This window comes from Deefgea sp. CFH1-16, from assembly GCF_016881365.1.
In the GTDB taxonomy this organism is placed as follows: domain Bacteria; phylum Pseudomonadota; class Gammaproteobacteria; order Burkholderiales; family Chitinibacteraceae; genus Deefgea.
In genome coordinates this window covers 2719426-2740565 of the sequence record NZ_WLYT01000001.1, presented here as the reverse complement: position 1 = coordinate 2740565, position 21140 = coordinate 2719426, and the positions used below count along the sequence as shown (strand labels likewise).

General features: G+C 50.6%; 22 protein-coding genes and 3 pseudogenes. 20 read left to right on the top strand and 5 right to left on the bottom strand.

All coding sequences use genetic code 11. The annotated features are described in order from the left end of the window. Positions 1-133: 133 nt before the first annotated feature. A complete protein-coding gene (locus GKO28_RS15015) occupies positions 134-346 on the bottom strand; it encodes a hypothetical protein (RefSeq protein WP_203564191.1) in 213 nt (70 codons plus the stop codon). Between the two features lie 502 nt (positions 347-848). On the opposite strand from GKO28_RS15015, the gene dusA reads away from it, so the two are divergent. The 13 genes and pseudogenes from dusA (at position 849) to GKO28_RS14950 (ending at position 11668) form a co-directional block, all read left to right on the top strand. Next, complete coding sequence (gene dusA / locus GKO28_RS15010) at positions 849-1844, top strand: tRNA dihydrouridine(20/20a) synthase DusA (RefSeq protein ID WP_182076887.1); 996 nt, start codon at positions 849-851, stop codon at positions 1842-1844. 5 nt (positions 1845-1849) lie between these two features. After that, positions 1850-2509, top strand: a complete 660-nt coding sequence (locus tag GKO28_RS15005) for a TIGR02281 family clan AA aspartic protease (protein ID WP_182076886.1) — start codon at positions 1850-1852, stop codon at positions 2507-2509. Beyond that, positions 2510-3109, top strand: a complete 600-nt coding sequence (gene rdgB / locus GKO28_RS15000) for an RdgB/HAM1 family non-canonical purine NTP pyrophosphatase (protein WP_182076885.1) — start codon at positions 2510-2512, stop codon at positions 3107-3109. Continuing rightward, positions 3106-3327, top strand: coding sequence for a hypothetical protein (locus GKO28_RS14995; RefSeq protein ID WP_173531793.1), 222 nt, complete (start codon positions 3106-3108; stop codon positions 3325-3327). The genes rdgB and GKO28_RS14995 overlap by 4 nt, the downstream gene beginning before the upstream one ends. Positions 3328-3409: 82 nt before the next feature. After that, positions 3410-3934, top strand: coding sequence for a hypothetical protein (locus tag GKO28_RS14990; RefSeq protein WP_182076884.1), 525 nt, complete (start codon positions 3410-3412; stop codon positions 3932-3934). A 124-nt stretch (positions 3935-4058) separates the two neighbouring features. Beyond that, on the top strand, positions 4059-5243 hold the full coding sequence (gene hemW / locus GKO28_RS14985; protein WP_182076883.1) for a radical SAM family heme chaperone HemW: 1185 nt from the start codon (positions 4059-4061) through the stop codon (positions 5241-5243). A 375-nt stretch (positions 5244-5618) separates the two neighbouring features. Next, positions 5619-6185, top strand: a complete 567-nt coding sequence (locus tag GKO28_RS14980) for a flavin reductase family protein (RefSeq protein ID WP_182076882.1) — start codon at positions 5619-5621, stop codon at positions 6183-6185. Between the two features lie 296 nt (positions 6186-6481). Next, positions 6482-7693 (top strand): ammonium transporter, encoded by a 1212-nt coding sequence (locus GKO28_RS14975; RefSeq protein WP_182076881.1) that lies wholly within the window; start codon positions 6482-6484, stop codon positions 7691-7693. Between the two features lie 491 nt (positions 7694-8184). Beyond that, positions 8185-8569 (top strand): annotated as a pseudogene (locus GKO28_RS14970) (Rid family detoxifying hydrolase). A gap of 16 nt (positions 8570-8585) precedes the next feature. Continuing rightward, positions 8586-9017: a CoA-binding protein gene (locus GKO28_RS14965; protein ID WP_182076880.1), complete on the top strand. Its 432-nt coding sequence runs from the start codon at positions 8586-8588 to the stop codon at positions 9015-9017. 145 nt (positions 9018-9162) lie between these two features. Beyond that, positions 9163-9993 (top strand): diaminopimelate epimerase, encoded by an 831-nt coding sequence (gene dapF / locus GKO28_RS14960; protein WP_182076878.1) that lies wholly within the window; start codon positions 9163-9165, stop codon positions 9991-9993. Positions 9994-10031: 38 nt separating this feature from the next. Continuing rightward, the gene (locus tag GKO28_RS14955) at positions 10032-10721 is read left to right on the top strand and encodes a DUF484 family protein (protein WP_182076876.1); all 690 of its coding nucleotides are present in this window, start codon (positions 10032-10034) and stop codon (positions 10719-10721) included. Then, positions 10718-11668 (top strand): tyrosine recombinase XerC, encoded by a 951-nt coding sequence (locus GKO28_RS14950; RefSeq protein WP_203564189.1) that lies wholly within the window; start codon positions 10718-10720, stop codon positions 11666-11668. The genes GKO28_RS14955 and GKO28_RS14950 overlap by 4 nt, the downstream gene beginning before the upstream one ends. Positions 11669-12157: 489 nt before the next feature. On the opposite strand, the gene GKO28_RS14945 is transcribed toward GKO28_RS14950, so the two are convergent. Genes GKO28_RS14945 through GKO28_RS21740 form a run of 3 tightly spaced genes read right to left on the bottom strand, consistent with a single transcriptional unit; the run spans position 12158 to position 15077 of the window. Beyond that, positions 12158-13726, bottom strand: a complete 1569-nt coding sequence (locus GKO28_RS14945; RefSeq protein ID WP_182076875.1) for a hypothetical protein — start codon at positions 13724-13726, stop codon at positions 12158-12160. Between the two features lie 18 nt (positions 13727-13744). Then, positions 13745-14332 (bottom strand): aminotransferase class III-fold pyridoxal phosphate-dependent enzyme, encoded by a 588-nt coding sequence (locus GKO28_RS21745; protein WP_282099329.1) that lies wholly within the window; start codon positions 14330-14332, stop codon positions 13745-13747. Then, the gene (locus tag GKO28_RS21740; protein WP_282099327.1) at positions 14295-15077 is read right to left on the bottom strand and encodes an aminotransferase class III-fold pyridoxal phosphate-dependent enzyme; all 783 of its coding nucleotides are present in this window, start codon (positions 15075-15077) and stop codon (positions 14295-14297) included. The genes GKO28_RS21745 and GKO28_RS21740 overlap by 38 nt, the downstream gene beginning before the upstream one ends. 337 nt (positions 15078-15414) lie before the next feature. On the opposite strand from GKO28_RS21740, the pseudogene GKO28_RS20365 reads away from it, so the two are divergent. The 3 genes and pseudogenes from GKO28_RS20365 to GKO28_RS20355 all read left to right on the top strand — a co-directional run. Continuing rightward, positions 15415-15762 (top strand): annotated as a pseudogene (locus tag GKO28_RS20365) (low specificity L-threonine aldolase); the annotation flags it as partial. Next, complete coding sequence (locus tag GKO28_RS20360) at positions 15752-16165, top strand: beta-eliminating lyase-related protein (RefSeq protein WP_247646579.1); 414 nt, start codon at positions 15752-15754, stop codon at positions 16163-16165. The pseudogene GKO28_RS20365 and the gene GKO28_RS20360, both read left to right, overlap by 11 nt. Then, the gene (locus GKO28_RS20355) at positions 16107-16391 is read left to right on the top strand and encodes a beta-eliminating lyase-related protein (RefSeq protein WP_247646578.1); all 285 of its coding nucleotides are present in this window, start codon (positions 16107-16109) and stop codon (positions 16389-16391) included. The genes GKO28_RS20360 and GKO28_RS20355 overlap by 59 nt, the downstream gene beginning before the upstream one ends. Positions 16392-16780: 389 nt before the next feature. On the opposite strand, the gene GKO28_RS14930 is transcribed toward GKO28_RS20355, so the two are convergent. Further along, positions 16781-17281 (bottom strand): TlpA disulfide reductase family protein, encoded by a 501-nt coding sequence (locus GKO28_RS14930; RefSeq protein ID WP_182076874.1) that lies wholly within the window; start codon positions 17279-17281, stop codon positions 16781-16783. 310 nt (positions 17282-17591) lie between these two features. On the opposite strand from GKO28_RS14930, the gene GKO28_RS14925 reads away from it, so the two are divergent. The 4 genes and pseudogenes from GKO28_RS14925 to GKO28_RS21735 all read left to right on the top strand — a co-directional run bounded on the left by GKO28_RS14925 (position 17592) and on the right by GKO28_RS21735 (position 21056). Beyond that, on the top strand, positions 17592-17876 hold the full coding sequence (locus GKO28_RS14925) for a co-chaperone GroES (RefSeq protein WP_173531806.1): 285 nt from the start codon (positions 17592-17594) through the stop codon (positions 17874-17876). A 92-nt stretch (positions 17877-17968) separates the two neighbouring features. Next, positions 17969-19612: pseudogene (gene groL, locus GKO28_RS14920) on the top strand (chaperonin GroEL). Positions 19613-19777: 165 nt separating this feature from the next. Continuing rightward, positions 19778-20947: a hypothetical protein gene (locus tag GKO28_RS14915; protein WP_182076872.1), complete on the top strand. Its 1170-nt coding sequence runs from the start codon at positions 19778-19780 to the stop codon at positions 20945-20947. Beyond that, positions 20925-21056 (top strand): hypothetical protein, encoded by a 132-nt coding sequence (locus tag GKO28_RS21735; RefSeq protein ID WP_282099325.1) that lies wholly within the window; start codon positions 20925-20927, stop codon positions 21054-21056. Before GKO28_RS14915 ends, GKO28_RS21735 begins: the two co-directional genes overlap by 23 nt. Positions 21057-21140: the final 84 nt, after the last annotated feature.

Here is a 21140-nt window from a genome sequence, read left to right as displayed (position 1 = left end):
TTCCAAAAAAAGTTTATTAAAAATTGTACAAATTAATAAATACCAATCAATCCATCCATACATCTATATGAATATGTAGTTAACAACATTTCAGAGCATACTGTAATAATAATTCTTTTAATTTCGCTACATATTACCGCCGATCACTACGACGACAAAGCACTACAGATTTGACCACTTCCCGATGCAAATCCACCGCTCGCAATTGCGTATACCTTGCCAAATTTTTCCAGCTTTTATGCCCCGATACCAAGGCCACTTCTTGAATCTGCTCGCCCTTTAAACAAGCCGCCAATGCCTTCATGCGCAGATTGTGAAAGTTAACTCGGTAATCCCGCCAGCACACTCAACAGCTCAAAGCGCGCCCTTACATTGCCGTCATGATAACGGAATATCCATTCGTCAGCTTGTGCTTGCAATTTAATAATTGAAAATGACTCAGCCAATAAGGGTGCGGTTTGATGGTTGTTATTGCGGCGGTGGTTGATCGACTCGTAGGGTGCGCATTTGCGCACCGATCGGTGGTTTTGTGGGGGTTGCGGTGCGCAAATGCGCACCCTACGCCTGATGATGATTGGCGTTGGGTTGGTAGCTTACGCCCAAGGGCTAAGCCACCCTACGCCGCCCACAAATCATCTTGCGGGCGATGTATTTGCTTGCAGGCATTGATTTAAGTGAGCTAGGTGCCGATACCCTTGATACCAAGCAAGCACTACCAAACTATTACCCGCCGTATTCAACTACCCTTTAACCCGCCGATTGACTAAAACAAGCCAGCGCGGCAGCAAACGCGTAAAATGATGCAGATTCAGGGCTTGGCCCGACACTACCGCGATATAAATACTGCAATGTCAATTCAAACACCCAACACCCCTTCCCGCCGCTTCTGTATTGCGCCGATGCTCGATTGGACAGACCGCTTTTATCGTCGATTCGCTCGCGAATTGAGCCAGCACACTTGGCTGTATACCGAGATGGTCAATACCGGGGCGATTATTCATGGCGATCCGATGCGGCATTTGCGGTTTGATCCGTCAGAAAATCCGATTGCCCTGCAATTGGGCGGCTCGAATGCGGCTGATTTGGCGCATTGCGCCAAGGTGGCCGAGCAATGGGGTTATAACGAGGTCAACTTAAACGTGGGTTGCCCTAGCGAGCGGGTGCAGTCGGGCTCGTTTGGCGCTTGCTTGATGCTGGAGCCCGATTTAGTCAGCGATGCGGTTAAAGCCATGCGCGATGCGTGCAGTATCGACGTTACGGTGAAGCACCGGATTGGCATTGATCAGATTGAGGATTACAGCTTTGTGCGCGATTTTGTTGGCCATGTGGCCGATGCCGGTTGCAGCACGTTTATTGTGCACGCCAGAAATGCGATTTTAAAAGGCCTCAGTCCAAAAGAAAACCGCGATATTCCGCCGCTTAAATATGCTTATGCCTATCAACTCAAGCAAGACTTCCCCGCGCTAGAGATCATTATTAATGGTGGGATTACCACCATTGCCGACAGCCAAATGCATTTGCAGCATGTCGATGGCGTAATGCTCGGGCGCGAGGCTTATCATAATCCGTGGATTTTAAGCGAAGTAGATACGGCGATTTATGGTGCGCCACACATTGAAACCACCCGCCGCGCGGTGATGGAAGACTTACGCGGCTTTGTCGACACGGAGCTCGCGGCTGGTACGCCATTACGCTATGTGGCGCGGCATATTTTAGGGCTGTACCAAGGCCGGCCCGGTGCGCGGCATTGGCGGCGAATGTTGTCGGATGCGGCGTTGCTTAAAAACGCCGATTGGCGCTTGATTGAAGAAGCGCTTAATATTGTCGAATCTCGTCAGGATTAAAACCCATGCTGCCCATTCGCCCCCTCACTGCACTCTGTGCTGGCTTGTTATTGGCATTACCGACCTTGACCATGGCCGATGAAATGACACTCTTGGCCACCATGGGCAGTAAGGCGATTTTTCAGCTGAATGGGCAAAAGAAAACCCTGCAAATCGGCCAAACCGTGGGCGGTATTAAGGTGATTTCGATTGCGGCCGATTCGGCGGTGATTGAAGCCAGTAATGGCCGGCAACGGCGTTTAGGTTTGGGTGAAGGCTATGTAATTTCGGCGGCCACGCCAAGCGATGGCGACAGCAGCGTGGTGCTTTCGCCCAGCCAAGGTGGGCATTACCTCACCGAGGTGGGGATTAATGGCCAAACCCAAACTGGGGTGATTGACACCGGCGCTACGCATTTGTCGATGTCGGCCAATGTGGCCAACCAGCTGAAGCTCAACTATCAAAACGGCCAGCCGATGCGCTCCCACACCGCCAATGGCGTGATTCGCTCGTGGCTGATTGTGTTGCCCAAAGCCAGAATCGGGAATGTAACGCTGTATAATCTCGATTTGGTGGTGCGCGATAGCAACGACACCAGTCCGATTTTAATCGGCATGAGCACGCTCAACCGCTTTCAAATGAAGCGCGAACAAGAACTGATGATTTTAAGTAAAAAGGCCTATTAAATGGCAAAGCAACGCATTGTGTTAGCCAGCAATAACGCTGGTAAAGTCAAAGAATTCAATCATTTATTGGCCGACTTTGATTTAGAGGTCATCCCGCAAGGCGAGCTTGGCGTGAGTGAATGCCCGGAGCCTTTTGATACTTTTGTCGAAAATGCCCTCGCCAAAGCACGGCATGCAGCGCGAGAAACCGGTTTACCGGCGCTGGCCGATGATTCTGGCTTGTGCGTGCATGCGCTGGGTGGCGCGCCGGGGGTGTATTCGGCACGCTATGCGGGCGAGCCCAAATCAGACGCGCGCAATAATAGTAAATTGCTTGAGCAAATGGCGTCGCACGCTGATCGCCGCGCTTGGTACTATGCCGCCTTGGTGTTGGTGCGGAGCAGTCACGATCCGCAGCCATTGATTGCTGATGGCATTTGCATTGGCGAAATATTAAATTCCCCATTGGGTGACGGCGGTTTTGGTTATGATCCGCTGTTTTGGCGCGCTGATTTTGCGAAAACCGTGGCGCAAATGACGGCCAACGAGAAAGCACTGATTTCGCATCGCGCCAAAGCACTCAACAAATTAATTGAACAACTGAAGGAAACTGGGCTGTGAGTCAGGATGAAAGTCGTTGGGCCCGCTGGGTAAGAGACGATGGCAGCGTGGTATCGTGCACCGAAAAAGTAAAAGTAATGAACGAAAACCTCGATGAGCTACTCCAAATGGCGCAAGACTTATTTGAAGATGGCGTATTGATGGAAGTATCCGAAGCCCAAATGCGTGATGTACTCCAGCGCCTCGTGCAGAGTGTGCATAATCCCTATCAAAAATAAGTGATGCCAGCTAAGATCCGGCTCTAAGCAGGACTAGCCAGTTGCTGTCTTGATGGTTACATTTTTAATAAGGTAGTTTAAATTGCAAAAAACATTACTTGCCCTTGCCCTGATGTTGCCACTGTCTTGCTTTGCCGCCAAAGCAGCAGACACCTCTAAAGCCGAGGTCGCATCGCCATTCACCGCCGAGCGCAATAAGGCCGCGGGCAACTTAAGCACGTCTTTGGTTGTGATGCAAAAAATGGCCAAAAACTGCAAAATCGAACAAACCGAAGGCCTGATCAATTCGGCCACCAAAGGCTATATCGAACGCAACAAAGCTTACCTTGGCATGCATTATGGTTATGTCACGGCCTTTCTGGATTACGTCAAAGAAACCGCCGGCGCGGACGAAGCTAAAAAAGTGAGCGGCGAACTACTCAAAGCCAATAACGATCAATCGAATAAAATCATTGAAGACATGACCAAAAAAGATGGTCCAACCCAAGCTTGCCAACGCTACTTTACTTATTTAGCGGCGGGCGAGATGGACATCAAAAAAGGTTCACCCGACTTTAAAACCCTCAATGACATGCTCAATTTTGCCAATAGCCAAAAAGCAAAATAAGCCCACACAACCGTTTTTTGGGGGCTGCAATGCAGCCACCACGCAACGGTTGATTGACGTCTAAACCTTCGTTTTATTTCTTACCTTAGGGCTGGCCTTGCTCAGCCCTAATTTGTTAGGCCCTATGCAAACCGTTTCTTTCTCGCAATCGGGCCTAACCGCCCTGCCCCCGTTGGCACTTTATATTCACTTTCCTTGGTGCGTGCGTAAATGCCCGTATTGCGATTTTAATTCGCACGCGGTCAAAGACGGCATACCAGAGCAGCGCTATATCGATGCGCTGATTACCGACTTAGAAAGCAATCTGCCGCAAGTATGGGGCCGATCGGTATCGAGTATTTTTATGGGCGGCGGCACGCCGAGTTTGTTCTCAGCCGCCAGTATGGATCGCCTGCTAGAAGCGATACGTGCGCGGATCAAGCTCAACCCCGATGCCGAAATCACCCTTGAAGCCAATCCGGGTACCTTTGAAATCGAAAAATTTGCCGGCTACCGCGCAGCGGGGATTAATCGCTTATCCATCGGCATTCAAAGCTTTAATGCCACGCACTTAAGCGCTTTAGGCCGCATCCATAATCGCGACGAAGCCCTGCGCGCCATTGAGATCGCTGCGCAGCACTTTGATAATTTTAATCTCGATTTAATGTATGCCCTGCCCAAGCAAACGCTGGCCGAGGCCGAGGCCGATATCGACCAAGCGATTGCCTGCGGTTCAACGCATTTAAGCGCTTATCATTTAACGCTCGAACCCAATACGCTGTTTCACCGCTATCCGCCAGCCTTGCCTGATGACGATTTGGCCGCCGATATGCAAGAAATGATTGAGGCCAAGCTCGCCGCCGCAGGATTTGGCCACTATGAAACCAGTGCTTTTTATAAGCAACACCCGAGCAAAGATCACCGCAGCCAACATAATTTAAATTACTGGCAATTTGGTGACTACCTTGGCATTGGCGCTGGTGCGCATGGCAAAATCAGTTTTCACGACAAAATTATCCGCCAAGCACGCTTTAAGCAGCCCACCGAATATTTAGCCAAAATGGCGATGGGCTCGGCGATTCAAAGCGAAGAAATCATCGAAAAATCCGCGCTGCCGTTTGAATTTATGCTCAATACGCTACGCTTAACCGGCGGCTTCCCAATTGCGCTGTTTACTGAACGCACTGGCTTGCCGATGAGTAAAGTTGTTTACGAAATTGAGCGCGCCTGCACTGAGGGTTTACTCGAGCGCGATTTGCACCATGTACGCCCAACGCTCAAAGGCCAGCGTTTTTTAAATGTGCTGATGGAACGATTTTTACCAGACTAAATAGCGGCACACAGTACAATGCACCGCATAGCGATGCGACGAGCTATGTTTACTTCAGCAAAAAACGCCGACGCAGAGACATCGAAAAGCCAACGCAGAGGCGCAGAGAAAAACCAACTCAGGGCTCAAACCGCGTGTAAAACACGACGTGTGAAGCGGCGATTTGATCTTGTTTTGCTTTGGTTTTGCTTTGGTTTTGCTTTGGTTTTGCTCCGCGTCTCTGCGCCTCTGCGTCAAAAAGATTTTTTAAGTGAACGCCACCATCCGCTCGGCTTTATTTGCGGCTTAAGCCAATTGCCTGTGGTTGAACATCTGGGTATATTCACCTAACAATTAATAATCAATGGCTAGCGCCATATACCTCTGGATTAAATAATGGAATGGCCTGTTACGGCGCTCTCGCCAAGTGAAAAATACAATCTGATTACTGACTGCGTGGTGCCACGGCCGATTGCTTGGGTAACGAGCACCAATAAAGATGGCAGCATCAATATCGCGCCATTTTCTTATTTTAATATTGTCAGTAGCGAGCCATTGATTGTGTCGCTCAGTGTCAATCGCCGCCAAGATCAAAGCGGTTTGAACGAGCAAAAAGACACCGCGCAAAATCTACTCAATGGTGGCGACTGCGTGATTCACATTCCATCGCACGATCATGCGCCGGCAGTGCACGCCACGGGTTCAAGCACCCCGCCAAGCCAAGCGCAGATTGATGCGCTCGGTTTAATGTTTGCCGCCTCACAAGCGGTAAAAACCCCGCGCATCGAAAACTGCGCCGTCGCCCTCGAAGGGCGTTTAATGCAGCATATCGAAGTCGGCCAACCGATTGCCGCCGATTTATTGCTAATTGAAATCGTGCATATTTATACCGCCGATGATCTGCTACACAATGGCCGCGTTCACCCCGAGCCGTATGCGATCAACGCCAATAAGCGCCCCTAAATCGCCATACCGCTACCAACCTGCATCCAACAAACCGCAACCGCACTCACGCCGTTGCGGTTTTTTTTCGTCCCACGCATTGCGCCGTTTAATTACAGACTCAAAAAGCTTTAAACAATTAATTGCAATAATCACACGCATATTTTATTTCACCAATCAATCTTCAAGATTACAATTAGTCCAAGCCAGCAGTTTCAAGTGCGCTGTACCATAATCTAAACAGCCGAGGCCACAAGGCAGTGGTCCAGCGCAGCATCGTTGTTGCCCAGCGAATCAATCGTAAATAGGAGAGCAGCATGTACCTCATTAATACCGGCGATACCGCCTTTATCATTTTATGTACGGCGATGGTGTGCCTGATGACGCCGGGACTGGCGATGTTTTATGGCGGGCTCACTCGCAGCCGCAGCATGCTGTCGATCATGATGCAAAATTTCATCTCCATGGGGGTGATTTCGATTGTGTGGATTTTTGGCGGTTTTAGTTTGGCCTTTGGTCCCGATATCGGCGGTGTGATTGGCGATTTATCTTACTTTGGCTTTAGCGGCATTGGCGGCATGCCCCACCCGCATTACGCGCCATCGATTCCGTTTATTATGTTTTTTGCTTATCAAATGATGTTTGCCATCATCACGCCAGCGCTGATTACTGGTGCGTTTGCCGAGCGCTTTGATTTTAAGGCGTATCTCAAATTTATCGTGCTGTGGATGCTCTTGGTGTATATCCCCGTGGCGCACTGGATTTGGGGTGGTGGCTTTTTGGCCAAACTCGGCGTGATCGACTTTGCGGGCGGGATTGTGGTGCACACTTCGGCTGGGTTTGCCGCATTGGCCACGGTGATGTTTTTGGGGCAGCGCGATATTGCGCCCGATGACCAGCCTGAAGCCAGCAGCTTACCGCTGGTGGCCGTGGGCGCCGGTTTACTGTGGTTTGGCTGGTTTGGCTTTAATGCCGGTGGCGCGTATGCCGCCAATGCTTTGGCTGCGTATGCCTTTGTCAACACGGCAGTGGCCGGTGCGGTAGCGATGGTGGTTTGGCTCATGCTCGCTTGGCGTTTTGAAGACAAACCGAGCTTTTCTGGTGTTTTAGTCGGTGGCGTAGCCGGTTTAGCCACCATTACGCCAACAGCAGGCTATGTCGAGCCTTGGGCGGCAGTACTGATTGGCGCGATTGGCGCCACAGCATGCTACTTTGCCAAAACCTTGCAATCGCGCTTTAAATACGATGACGCGCTCGAAGTCTTTCGCGCACACGGTGTGGGCGGTGTGACGGGGTCACTATTGGTGGGCATTTTAGCCAACCGCGCGATTGACGACGTGAGCGGCGGCTTGCATCAATTTATTATTCAATTGATTGCCGTGGTGTTAGTGGCGGTGTATTCCTTTGCCATTACTTGGGTGATTATGAAATTAATCCACAAACCACGCGTTAGCGTAGCCGCAGAAGAAGAAGGCCTCGACGAAGCACTACACGGCGAGCGAGCGTATTTTTTTGATAAAGACAACTAAGGCGTTGAGATTGGTTCACTGACTGGGCGATTGAAGCTGTGGTGTTTAGATTACGTGTTGATGATTTTAAGTGCCTGCGGCACATTGTTTTACAGTCGCAGTCCGCGACGGGGACCCTCTTTCTTTGACTCGCCAAAGAAAGAGGGGGAAAGAAAGGCGCCCCGAGCGCGCCCAGCTCCGCTGTGCCCTCGATTGTCGTGAGCCAAACGATACAACTGTTTGTCTCACTTCGCACTCGGTGCGCTTGAACGGGATTTTAAGCCCCAGCTCGACGAGCGCGGCACAGCATCAAACCCAATCTGAATATTGCCATTGAACTGGTGCTGCCCTACCAGTCTTGAGCCGACTTCTATGTCGGTTCAAGGCTTTTACTAGCCAGAACACTGTCAAAATCAAGTCAAATTGCAGTAAAAACTCTCCAAATAAACCCCACTAAATATCCTCGCCGCCGCTGCCGCTGGCGACTTTTTCCCTCTCTAGGAGTGCTCCAAATGAGCAAATCGATTATTCATTCCGAGCAAGCCCCCGCCGCTGTTGGCACGTATTCGCAAGCGGTAAAAGTAGGCAACACCGTGTATTTATCCGGCCAAATTGGGCTTGATCCAGCGTCAGGCATCTTGGCCGATGGCTTTGAAGCGCAAGCAACACCGTGTCTTTCAAAATCTACGCGCGGTTTGCCAAGCGGCCGGCGGCGATTTATCCGACATCGTCAAATTGGGCGTTTTTGTGGTGGATTTGGCCAACTTTGCCCAACTCAATACCATTATGAGCGAATACTTTAGCGCACCTTTTCCAGCGCGCGCGGCAGTCCAAGCGGCAGCGCTACCCAAAGGCGCATTGGTTGAAGCCGATGCTGTTATGGTTTTAAGCAACTAAGACTCAAGCTATCACCATGCCATTTCAAAACCCAAGCGACGCCCAAATCCAAGCCTTGCTGCAAATGACGCGCACCATTGCGGTGGTTGGGCTGTCGGACAAACCGCAGCGCGCCAGCTATATCGTTAGCCAGCGGCTGCAAACTTGGGGCTTTGCCATTATTCCGATCACCGCCAAGCCACAGGCACAGATTTTAGGCGCGGTGGTGTATCGACAACTCAGTGACGTCACCACGCCCATCGATTGTGTGGATGTGTTTGTGCGCAGCGAAATCGTCGGCGACGTTGTTGATCAAGCGATTGCCTTGGGCATCAAGCTGATCTGGTTGCAAAAAGGCATTGTGGATGAAGCCGCCGCCTTACGCGCCCAAGCTGCGGGGCTGTGCATCGTGATGGATCGCTGTTTAATGACCGAATATCAGCGTTTATTTCCTGAAAGAATGCTTTAAAATAAGCGGCGCAACGCTTTTTAAACCCATGCCGCCGCGGCCAGCCGCCGATTTCGCCGCATTTTTCATTATTCTATTTCAACAAGCTTGCACTGACAGGCAGGCTCAGCGTAGCCTTAGCACACCTTAAAATATCGCCAAAATCATGAAACTCAACTTCAGCAAAATGCACGGCCTCGGGAATGACTTTATGGTGATCGACGGCGTGCGCCAAACCGTAGCCCTCAGTCATCAACAAATTGCACAACTCGGCCATCGGCAATTTGGCATTGGTTTTGATCAACTGCTGCTAGTCGAAAGCAGCGCTACGCCGGGCATCGATTTTCGCTATCGCATTTTTAATTGCGATGGCTCCGAAGTCGAGCAATGCGGCAATGGTTCACGCTGCTTTGCGCGCTTTGTGGTTGAGCAAGGCTTAACTGACAAAACCGAAATCGCCGTGGAAACCGCCAAAGGCGTGATCTACCCGCGCCTTGAGCTCGATGGCAATGTCACCGTCAATATGGGCACGCCACGCTTTGCCCCCGAAGACATCCCGTTTATTGCCCCCAATGAAGCGATGATTGATCCTTTGATTGTGGACGGCCAAGTTTATGATATTTCGGTGGTGTCGATGGGCAATCCGCATGCAGTGCAAGTGGTGGCATCGGTCGATACCGCGCCTGTGGCGCTGCATGGTGCTTTAATTGAAAACCACCCGCGCTTTCCACAAAAAGTGAATGCCGGCTTTATGCAGATTTTAAGCCGCAATGAAATTCGCCTACGGGTGTTTGAGCGAGCGGCGGGCGAAACCCTCGCTTGCGGCACGGGTGCCTGCGCCGCCGTCGTCGCGGGGATACGCCGTGGTTTACTCGACGCCACGGTGATTGTGCATACCCGAGGTGGCGATTTAACCATTAGCTGGTCGGGCGATACGCACCCCGTGATGATGACGGGTCCGGCTGTGACCGTCTTTGCCGGCACGATTGAGCTTTAACCTAAGGATATTGAGATGCAAGCCAATGAAGTCGTACAGTGGTTACAACAAAACCCGCTTTTTTTGATGAGTTTGCCGACGCTTTAGCCGAAATCTATGTCCCGCACCACCATCGCGGTCAGGCCGTTTCATTGGCTGAGCGACAATTACTCACATTGCGCGATAAAAATCGCTTACTCGAAGCGCGCCTAGGTGAATTGCTGCAATTTGGTATCGAAAACGACCATATCTCGGATATGTTGCACCAGCTCACCGTCGATTTAATGAAAGCCGAAGACTTGCCGAGCATTATCGGTACTTTGGAATACCACCTCAAAGCCCGCTTTGCGGTGCCACATTTAGCACTGCGCTTATGGCTGCCCAATATTGAATCAAATCTACTCGAATTTACCCCAGTCGAGGACAGCATTCACAAACTGGTCGACAATCTAAACAGCCCCTATTGCGGGCCGTACGTGACCGATGATGTGTTAAATTGGTTTGCGCTGGAAACGGGCGATCTGAAATCCTTTGCCCAATGCGCGCTGCGCACTGGCGAGTTGCCGTTTGGGATTTTGGTGTTGGCCAGCCCTGATTCTGAGCGCTTTTATCCAGAAATGGGCACGCTGTACTTACAACGTTTAGCCGAATTGGTTTCCGCCGTGATTCGCCGCGTGGTTCCGGCACAAGCCATACTGAACCATAGCGACACCGTGATCGCCGCCGAAGTCGAGGCCGAACTGACTTGAAACCGATTCGCCACCCGACGAGCATAGCGCAGCAACACCCCGAAACGGCATCACATTTCGCGCATTTTTTTCGCTATTTACACGGCGAAAAAGCCGCCAGCGCCCATACGCACCAAGCCTACCAGCATGATTTACAGCTATTGGCCGATAGTGTTGGCGCGCGCGATTTAGCCTCGCTCAGCCCGTTAGATGTGCGCGGGTTTGTGCGGCAATTGGCCAGTCGCGGTTTGTCGGGGCGATCTATTGCCCGCACCTTATCGGCGTGGCGCGCTTTTTACCGGCTGATGTGCCGCGACTTTCATTGGTCGAGTAATCCAATTGAAGGCGTTAAAGCGCCCAAGCATCGCCCAGCCTTGCCATCAGCGATGAATGTCGATGATGTGGTGGGGTTTTTAGAGCACATGCCCGATGAAGACCAACTGGCCTCACGCGACAAAGCTATTTTTGAACTCGCGTATTCATCGGGTTTACGGGTGAGTGAGTTGGTGTCACTCAAACTGATTGAGCTCGATCTATTGCATGGCATGGCTACCGTGACCGGTAAAGGCAATAAAACGCGGCTGGTGCCAATCGGTAAAATGGCGCTCGAAGCCATTCGCCGCTGGCTATTGATTCGCACGCAATTGGCTCATCCGAATGCGCAAACCGTTTTTGTTAGCAATAAAGGCACGCCGCTCACACCGCGCGCGGTGCAATTACGACTCAGACAGTGGCAAGAAAAACTCGGCCTGACTGAGCCACTCTACCCGCACAAACTGCGCCACAGCTGCGCCAGCCATTTATTGCAATCGTCGAGTGATTTGCGTGCCGTGCAAGAATTACTTGGCCACGCCAGCATCGCCACCACGCAGGTTTACACGCATTTAGACTTCCAGCATTTAGCCGAAAGCTACGACAAAGCCCACCCCAGAGCCAAAATGGCAGACAAAGATACTGAGGGTATCTAGTTCCAAGCCAAAATAATCATAGTCTGTATCGATATACATTGATTATTTGGGCAATACTCAGATTTGGTGTTGATGGTTTTAAGTGCCTGCGGCACATTGTTTTACAGTCGCAGTCAGTGGCGGCCCCTCTTTTCTTTGACTCGCCAAAGAAAGAGGGGGAAAGAAAGGCGACCCGAGCGCGCCCAGCTCCGCTGTGCCCTCGATTGTCGTGAGCCAAACGATAAAACCGTTTGTCTCTCTCCTCACTCGGTGCGCTTAGACGGGTTTTTAAGCCCCTGCCCGACGAGCGCGGCACAGCATCAAGACCAAATCTAAACATTGCCATTATTTTGGCTTTGTTCAAATTTGTTGATCGCTTAGATCAGCAGTGCTTGAGTAGATCGACTGCAGCGCCTTCCCCCTTGATGGGGGAAGGTTGGGATGGGGGTGTTGAGCTTAAAATGCACTTCGTTGTATCACCCTCCACACGTAATCTGAACATCGCCCCAATCAAGCACTGGTATATTCAAATAAGTCATACCCCATCTGCTGCTCGATCAATTTGGCGCTGCGAATTTTAATGCTGACGCCCTCTGCGGTGAGCAGCATAAATTCACGCAGCGGGGTATAGCTGCCCTTAATCGCAACAATGCGTTGTGCTTGCTGCAGCACCGCAATAGCAGGCAGCAAAATCGCCACTTGATTGACTGCGCCACTTTGCATTGGCCGCATCAAGACCGGTTGCGCCTTGGCGCTCATTACTTGCAAGCCCATTTCGGTCGCCCCGTCATGGCGTTGTTGCAACCAGCGAATCGACGCCACCATCCAGCTCTGGCCGCCATTGGCCCGAATCGCCACCACTTCACCGGGTTTAGCCAACTCAGTCGGCAAATCGCGCGCCAAGATGGCATATCCGCCGGGGCTTTCATTCACCACTTGCCACGGCATCACGCGGCGCTCTAAATCACCGATCACTGCCAATTGCTCGGCAACGTCGGCCGTGTTATCCGCGCTCAGCGGCAAGCCATCATTCAATTGCTGTACGGTGGCCTGAAAACCCAGCGCCACTTCAACCAAACTTTGCGCAGGAATCCGTTGATACAGTCGCTGCGGCGAAATACTCCATTGCCGAATTACCCGCCGCAGGATTTCTAACCACATTTGTACTTTTTGCCTATCATTGGCCAGCGGCACTTTGGCTTCGACATTCATTTCGGCTTTATGCAGTTTTTTGGCCAACTCAATGGTATCAATCAAAATCGACTGGCCGGGCAATTGCTCGAGCGAGCGATTGCCCACAAAATGCGGCGGCTGATCCAGCTCTAACTCGACCAAGAAAAACCCGGCGCTGGAATTTAATTTACTCACCGGTTGAAAGTGCGCATACATCGCATAGCCGTCGATGATTTCAATGATTTTATCCAGCTCAGCGCCAGAAAATCGCTGCGGATCGGCCAAGGCCAGCAATAAAATTTGCTTATATAAAGTAGCAAGCGGTCGGGCAGATTTTTCTTTGGGATTATCGGTTTTGCGCTCATCTAAAAAGCGATTTTCCGCCGCGTAGCGAAATACCTGATGAATCTCGGCCCACATGCCGCTGGGCATCGGTTGAAACAGCCGGCTGCATACCTGGTAAACCCGCCAAAAGCTATACATCACCGCTTGCAGTAGCACCGGCAGCAGCATTTTGGACGAAGTGAAAAAAGTGAATTTTTTTTCCACTTTATCCATTAACGCCAGCTTCCAACCCAAAGCAATTTCACACCACAAATTCAGCGCCAGCTGCGCCGCTTGCCGCGCCGAATCTTTCATTGGCAAACCGGGAGAGGCATAGGCCGACTCAAAAGCCCCAGTCAGCATTTCCAAAGAATTTTGATATTCTTGCAGTAATTTAACCCGCTCTTCGGGCTCTAACTGAATGCGATTTAATGTCGACAAAGCATCGAGCAGCATTCGTCCAGCTTCTTGCACATTGCCAACGGCAAAAGCAATCAGCCATTGCCGCAGCTGCTGCGGATTGGTTTGCACAGAGCGCGCCAATTTAGGGTCAAAATCAGGTAAAGTCAGAAATAACGGCATAAACAGTAAGCTCGGTGATTAGCAGCAGCGCGCCAAGGCTTTGAGCGTGCCAGCTAGCAGAAATTGAGCGTCTTCTGCCGTCATAATATACGGCGGCATAAAATAAACCGTATGACCAATCGGTCGCAATAACAAGCCTTCTTTTAAGGCTTCAGTAAAGCAAAGCGTGGCAAATTGCGCCGGAGCGTCAGCAATTTCGAAAGCCCAAATCATGCCACAATTTCGCCAATGCCGAACACGTGGATGCGCGGCCAGTGGTGCAAAAATGCGATTAAACTCGGCGGCCTTACGCTGATTTTGTGCAATCACGTCTTGATCGCGAAAAATCGCCAACGTCGCCAGCGCGGCAGCGCAAGCCAAGGGGTTGCCGGTATACGAATGCGAGTGCAAAAAAGCTTTGGCTGTTTCATCAGCATAAAAGGCAGTATAGACTGCATCACTACATAAAACAGCAGCTAGCGGTAAATACCCCCCAGTAATGCCTTTGGAAAGACAAATTAAATCTGGCTTAATCTGCGCCTGCTCGCAAGCAAACATGGTCCCGGTACGGCCAAAGCCAACGGCGATTTCATCGGCAATCAATAACACCTGATACTGATCGCACAATTGCGCGCGCTTGTTGTAAATAGATCGGATCGTACATCGCCATGCCCGCTGCGCCTTGAATCAAAGGCTCAACAATCAAGGCGGCAATCTCGTGATGATGCGCGGCCAACACGCGGGCTAAGTCTTCAATCGCCCACAAGGCCACGTCGCGTGCAGTTTGGCCGGGCTGAGCTTGCCGAGCATCTGGGCTTTGCACGGCAAAATTCTCGCGTACCAAGGGCGAGTAGGCTTGGCGAAAAATCGGCACATCGGTCACCGATAATGCACCCATCGTTTCGCCGTGGTAGCTGTCTTGCAAATACACAAAACGGTTTTTGGCGGGCAATCCTAAATTACGCCAATAATGCGCCGTCATTTTGAGCGCAATTTCGGTGGCCGACGCGCCATCCGAGCCGTAAAAAGCATGGCCCAAACCGGTCAACGCGGCCAATTGCTCGGACAACGCCACCACCGGCTCATGGGTAAAGCCCGCCAGCATCACATGCTCAAGCTGATCCATTTGCTGCGTAATCGCCGCTTTAATTTGCGGTTGATTATGACCAAATAAATTCACCCACCAACTCGATACCGCATCCAGATAACGTGTGCCATCGGCGTCATACAGCCAAACACCATCGCCACGGGCGATTGGAATCAGTGGCAAAGTTTCATGGCGTTTCATTTGGGTGCACGGATGCCAAACCGCCGCCAAACTGCGATCTAATAACGCTTGATTGGCATGCTGGGGAAGCGTTTGCTCAGTCATAACAAAACCTAAATTTTCAATTTCGCTATTTTAACAGCATCACCCCTGCCCCGCCTTAAGGCTGTTGACATGGCCCCACCACGAGGTCGATTTGCTTTGGTGGCGCAAGCAGTGAACCCAAATCGTTACTCCGCGTATGCCCCGCAACGAACAGCCCCCTACCTATCGTTCCTCGCCTCAAGCCACAATCGGCGCGCACGCGGTTGGCCAGCCCAACGTCAACAGACCCTCAGCAAATGTAATTATTCAGCCCCCAAAGCATCGTTAGAATGATTGACGCCACGGCGCGGCGAACTTTAGACTGAGGCACTCTTTTGTTTCACACTGGCCTTTTCTGATGAAAATACTCGACTTACGCAGCGATACCGTCACCCACCCGACTGCCGCCATGCGCACCGCCATGGCCGAGGCCATTGTCGGTGACGACGTGTATGGCGACGACCCAACGGTCATCGCCCTCGAAACAGCCGCAGCCGAGCGCCTCGGCAAAGAAGCGGCCTTATTTGTCCCGACCGGCACTTTTGGCAATCAATTGGCGATTTTGAGTTACTGCCAACCGGGCGACGAAGTCATTGTTGGCGACGATAGTCATATTGTTTGGCATGAAGTTGGCGGTGCCGCCTTAATTAGTGGCGTGCAGCTTAGAACCATCGACAGCGACTTAGGGACGATGAATGCCGAAAAAATCCGCAAAAAAAATCCGCCATGGCGTGGATATTCACGAACCCAAAACCGCCTTAATTTGCGTCGAAAATGCCCACTCCAATGGCAGGGTGATTGCGCTAGAGACCATGCAACAAATTTGGCAAGTGGCGCAAACCGAAGGCGTGCCGGTGCATTTAGATGGCGCGCGGGTATTTAATGCCGCCAGCGCTTTACAAGTGGATGTCAAAGCCATCACCCAGTATTGCGATAGCGTGATGTGTTGCCTAAGCAAAGGCTTGGCCGCGCCGGTCGGCTCGATTTTGGCCGGCAGCCATGCGCTGATTGCCAAAGCGCGCAAAAAAACGCAAATTGCTCGGCGGTGGCATGCGCCAAGTTGGCGTATTGGCCGCACCCGGTTTATTGGCACTCAATGCAATGACTGAGCGCCTAGCGGACGATCATCGCCACGCCAAATTATTAGCCGCGCAATTGGCCAAAATTGACGGCATTGTCATCGATCTGGATTCGGTGCAAATCAATATGGTGTGGTTTAACTTTAGCCGCGAGATTGATGTCGACAAGCTGATGCAAAGCTTGGCCAATGCCAATATTAAAAGCCAATCCACCGGAGCACGGCGCAATGCGCTTGGTGACGCACTGGCATATTGAAGAGGCCGATCTCGCCCGCGTCAGCCAAGCAATTGAGGCAGGTATTGCTCGCTAAGCTATATTGAAAAAAGATTAGATCAAGATACCCAATGGTCTGGGTTTTTTTTTGGATTGAGTGTTGATATTTTTAATTGCACGCGTTTGAATAGATCGACTGTAGCCCCTTCCCCCTTGATGGGGGAAGGCTGGGATGGGGGTGTTGAGCTTAAAATGCACTTCGTTGTATCACCCTCACCCTAACCCTCTCCCATCAAGGGAGAGGGAATGCCGCGATACTCTAACCACCATCAACTCGTAATCTGCACATTGCCTAATCTGTTGACGTTTGATCGCCATAAAAATGGCGCGAACTTCGCGCCATTTTTTTACATCTCGCACCACTCGGCCAACTAGGCGCCATGCGCCTGATTGACGATATCAATCAATTGCTGCTCACTAAGCTCCCCGACGATTTTTTTAATCAAGCGCCCTTTCGGGTCGAGTAAAAACGACGTAGGGGTTAATTGCACCTCACCAAAAGCACGCGCAATTTCGCCACTTTGGTCGTACACCATTTCAAAAGGCAGTGGCGTTTTGGCCAAATAATTTTGAATATACGTCGGGTTGTCATAGCTCATCGCCACCGCGATGGTGACTAACTTGTCTTTACCCAATTTATTTTGCGCGGCGACTAATCCCGGCATCTCGGCCATACAGCCGGTGCAGCTGGTGGCCCAAAAATTAACCAGCACCACCTTGCCTTGATAATCGGCAATTTGTATCGGCTTACCCGCCATGGTGGTCATCGTCTGCTTGAGCGGCATTTTTTCTGCTGCGCTAAAAGCATTAAACACTAGCGCGGCCGCACCGATCAGTACCGCAGAGAGCGCAATTTTGAAACCCAGTTTCATTCACAGCATCCTTAATTTGACCAAAGTGCCGAGCATTTGGCATTTCAACTGAAAAACAATGCGCCATTTTGAATGGAAAACGACTTAACGTATAGCATGCTTTGCATTGATTTTTTTATGGCTCAGCCCCATACCCCCAATAGCGCGCTGCTCAGCGTTACCCAATAAAAAAAACCGCGCCAGCTCTTGAAAAAGAACCGCCTCGCCCCTACCATTTAGCACTCAGGCAAGTAGAGTGCTAAACACCTGCTTGTACAAACAAATTTATACCTCTAACGACTGTTCAATACTCAGGAGTTTTAAACCCATGATGAAAATTCGTCCATTGCACGACCGTGTGGTCATCAAACGTGTTGAAGCTGAAGCTAAAACTGCATCAGGCATTTTGCTCGCTGGTAGCGCCGCTGAAAAACCAGACATGGGTGAAGTGGTTGCTGTAGGTGCTGGCAAAGTATTGGAAAACGGTAGCGTTCAAGCGCTGACAGTTAAAGTTGGCGACAAAGTATTGCTCGGCAAATACGCACAAAGCGTAAAAATCGATGGCGAAGAACTCATCGTTGTTCGCGAAGAAGAAATCTTCGCGATTGTTGAATAATTTTTAGATTTAAGCCCTTGAGCTTGGTGGGTTACGCCTTAAAAATCCAAGGCTAACCCACCCTACATGATTTGATATTGGAGAATTTAAAAATGGCTGCAAAAGAAGTAATGTTTGGCGATAGCGCTCGCGCAAAAATGGTTGCTGGTGTGAATGTATTGGCCAATGCCGTTAAAGTGACTTTGGGCCCTAAAGGCCGTAACGTGGTGCTTGAGCGTTCATACGGCGCACCAACCATCACCAAAGACGGTGTTTCTGTTGCCAAAGAAATCGAATTGAAAGACAAATTCGAAAACATGGGCGCACAAATGGTGAAAGAAGTTGCTTCTAAAACTTCAGACATCGCCGGTGACGGCACCACGACTGCAACCGTATTGGCACAAGCCATCGTGCAAGAAGGCATGAAATACGTTGCTGCCGGCATGAACCCAATGGATTTGAAGCGCGGTATCGACAAAGCGGTAATCACTTTGGTCGCTGAACTCAAAAACATCGCTAAACCATGCACCACGAGCAAAGAAATCGCCCAAGTTGGCTCGATCTCGGCGAACTCTGACGAAATCATCGGCGAAAAAAATCGCTGCTGCAATGGAAAAAGTCGGTAAAGAAGGCGTGATCACCGTTGAAGACGGCTCAGGCTTGGAAGATGAATTGGACGTGGTTGAAGGTATGCAGTTTGATCGTGGCTACTTGAGCCCGTACTTCATCAACAACCCAGAAAAACAAATCGCTTTGCTCGACAACCCATTCGTGTTGTTGTTCGACAAAAAAATCAGCAACATCCGTGACTTGCTGCCGATCTTGGAAGGCGTAGCTAAAGCGGGCCGTCCATTGTTGATCGTCGCTGAAGACGTTGATGGCGAAGCATTGGCGACCTTGGTGGTGAATAACATCCGTGGCATCTTGAAAACTGTTGCCGTTAAAGCCCCTGGCTTTGGTGACCGTCGTAAAGCCATGCTAGAAGAGACATCGCGATCTTGACTGGCGGTACTGTGATTGCAGAAGAAGTGGGCTTGACGCTAGAAAAAGCTGAATTGTCGATGCTCGGCCAAGCTAAACGCATCGAAGTGGGTAAAGAAAACACCACCATCATCGACGGTGCAGGTTCTGAAGATTCAATCAAAGCGCGTGTTGCGACGATTCGCCAACAAGTTGAAGCTTCAACCAGCGACTACGACCGTGAAAAACTGCAAGAGCGCGTGGCCAAATTGGCTGGCGGTGTTGCGGTCATCAAGGTTGGCGCAGCCACTGAAATGGAAATGAAAGAGAAGAAAGCCCGCGTAGAAGATGCATTGCATGCTACTCGCGCTGCGGTTGAAGAAGGCATCGTGGCTGGCGGTGGCGTGGCATTGCTCCGCGCACGCTCTACCATCACTGAATTGAAAGGCTCAAACGCTGATCAAGACGCAGGGATTAAAATCGTTCTACGTGCCATCGAAGCGCCATTGCGTCAAATCGTACAAAACGCTGGCGACGAGCCTAGCGTTGTAGTGGCTAAAGTATTGGAAGGCAAAGGTAACTTCGGTTACAACGCAGCCACTGGCGAATACGGCGACATGGTTGAAATGGGTGTACTCGATCCAGCTAAAGTCACGCGTTCAGCCTTGCAACACGCCGCTTCTGTGGCAGGCTTGTTGTTGACCACTGACTGCATGATTGCTGAATTGCCAAAAGACGACGCTCCAAGCATGCCTGATATGGGCGGCATGGGTGGTATGGGCGGCATGGGTATGTAATCCCCGCCTTGCCTTGGCAAGAGCATGTAAAAACCGGCGTTTTGAACGCCGGTTTTTTATGGCCAACAATTACTGTCGCCAAAACAAATATTAACTTACCTTGAAAACAAGCACTTCATCAGCCAAATTGAGAGTAGCGTAAAACTCAATCACAAAGGCTGAGTTGTGAAAACTCTCATTTATCTCAGTTGTTTTATATTATGTACCGCCACGGCGAGTGCAGAAGAAAATCAGCCCGACCTCAATCTTGACGAAACAGACCTCAACTCGGCGGAGATCTTAAGTGTAAGTGGTTTTTATTCCCTAGGGATTAACCACAACGACAGCCAAACTAGCTATATACGCGACCTTTCTCAATCAAGAACCAATCACCGCCAAACCTCAGCAACGACGGATAGTCGCGCCGGCGTACAACTACTTGCCGATTTTACGCCACAATGGAGTGCAGCCTTACAAGTAACGGCGCGCGAAGGGGTTGACTATGCCAATGGTGACGCCGTTGACTGGGCATTTTTGCGTTATCGGCCCAATGAAAATTGGAGCATCCGTGCAGGACGACTCAGTGTGGATATGTTTATGTTGTCCGATTTTCGAGACGTGGGTTACACCTACCCCTGGGTGCGGCCAGTGCAAGATTTTTATGGCTTAATCCCGTTTTTTCAATACAACGGCGCCGACATTCAATATCGCCAGCAATTCGGTGACGGAGAAATCCGACTCAAAGGAAATATGGGTCGAATTAGCTCAACATTACGCAGTGCTGTGGGAGACTTTCGAGTTCATGCCAATGATTTAGCCAGCGCTTCACTTGAATGGAGTGACGAACATTTTCATCTACGCTCCTCAATCGGACAAATGAATTTACAAGGCAAGGTGCCTGGCGCCGACTTGCTTTCAAATGGGCTCGCTCAACTCAGCCCATTTTGGCCTAGTGCGACGCAAATCCAGAAAGATATAAAAATTGAGGGTCGCCTCAAATTTTTATTACTGGGTGCCAACTATGACAATGGCCCTTGGTGGTTTCAAGGCGAGTGGGGGCGTGTGCAATCAGAAACTGCGATTTATGGCGATATGCAAGGGGCATACATCAGCGCGGCCTATCGCATTGATGCTTTTCAACCCTATATCACGCTCAGTCAAGCCAAATCGAAAAAACGCGCCTTATCGTGCGCCATTACCTCAAGGCCCATTACCTCCGCCGTTGGCTGCAGCAAGCCAAGCTTTAGCGGGTGGCGTCAACCAATTTTTGACCAGCTTATACACCGATCAAAGGACCTACTCGATTGGTATTCGCTGGGATTTTCACCCCAGAATGGCACTCAAATTTCAATATGATCGAATTCACGCCGCCGATGGTGGCAAAGGTTTATGGGATTATGGCAACAATCTGCCGGGCCCGTTAAAAGCCAATGTATTTAGTCTTTCATTTGACGGTTTATTTTAGGCCGACATCATGAAAAAACAGCCTACTCATCACACTAATGGCCCTGTGTATAAATTCAGCCAACGCCGAACTTTGGGTGATCAC

Bases quoted from the DNA above. Each gene is read 5' to 3' on its own strand.
- hemW (WP_182076883.1), top strand. From the start codon at position 4,059: ATGCAAACCGTTTCTTTCTCGCAATCGGGCCTAACCGCCCTGCCCCCG.
- GKO28_RS20360 (WP_247646579.1), top strand. From the start codon at position 15,752: ATGCCGAAAAAATCCGCAAAAAAAATCCGCCATGGCGTGGATATTCAC.
- GKO28_RS20355 (WP_247646578.1), top strand. From the start codon at position 16,107: ATGCGCCAAGTTGGCGTATTGGCCGCACCCGGTTTATTGGCACTCAAT.
- dusA (WP_182076887.1), top strand. From the start codon at position 849: ATGTCAATTCAAACACCCAACACCCCTTCCCGCCGCTTCTGTATTGCG.
- GKO28_RS15005 (WP_182076886.1), top strand. From the start codon at position 1,850: ATGCTGCCCATTCGCCCCCTCACTGCACTCTGTGCTGGCTTGTTATTG.
- GKO28_RS21740 (WP_282099327.1), bottom strand. From the start codon at position 15,077: ATGACTGAGCAAACGCTTCCCCAGCATGCCAATCAAGCGTTATTAGAT.
- GKO28_RS14980 (WP_182076882.1), top strand. From the start codon at position 5,619: ATGGAATGGCCTGTTACGGCGCTCTCGCCAAGTGAAAAATACAATCTG.
- GKO28_RS14945 (WP_182076875.1), bottom strand. From the start codon at position 13,726: ATGCCGTTATTTCTGACTTTACCTGATTTTGACCCTAAATTGGCGCGC.
- GKO28_RS14975 (WP_182076881.1), top strand. From the start codon at position 6,482: ATGTACCTCATTAATACCGGCGATACCGCCTTTATCATTTTATGTACG.
- dapF (WP_182076878.1), top strand. From the start codon at position 9,163: ATGAAACTCAACTTCAGCAAAATGCACGGCCTCGGGAATGACTTTATG.
- GKO28_RS14965 (WP_182076880.1), top strand. From the start codon at position 8,586: ATGCCATTTCAAAACCCAAGCGACGCCCAAATCCAAGCCTTGCTGCAA.
- GKO28_RS21735 (WP_282099325.1), top strand. From the start codon at position 20,925: ATGGCACTCAAATTTCAATATGATCGAATTCACGCCGCCGATGGTGGC.
- GKO28_RS14925 (WP_173531806.1), top strand. From the start codon at position 17,592: ATGAAAATTCGTCCATTGCACGACCGTGTGGTCATCAAACGTGTTGAA.
- GKO28_RS14930 (WP_182076874.1), bottom strand. From the start codon at position 17,281: ATGAAACTGGGTTTCAAAATTGCGCTCTCTGCGGTACTGATCGGTGCG.
- rdgB (WP_182076885.1), top strand. From the start codon at position 2,510: ATGGCAAAGCAACGCATTGTGTTAGCCAGCAATAACGCTGGTAAAGTC.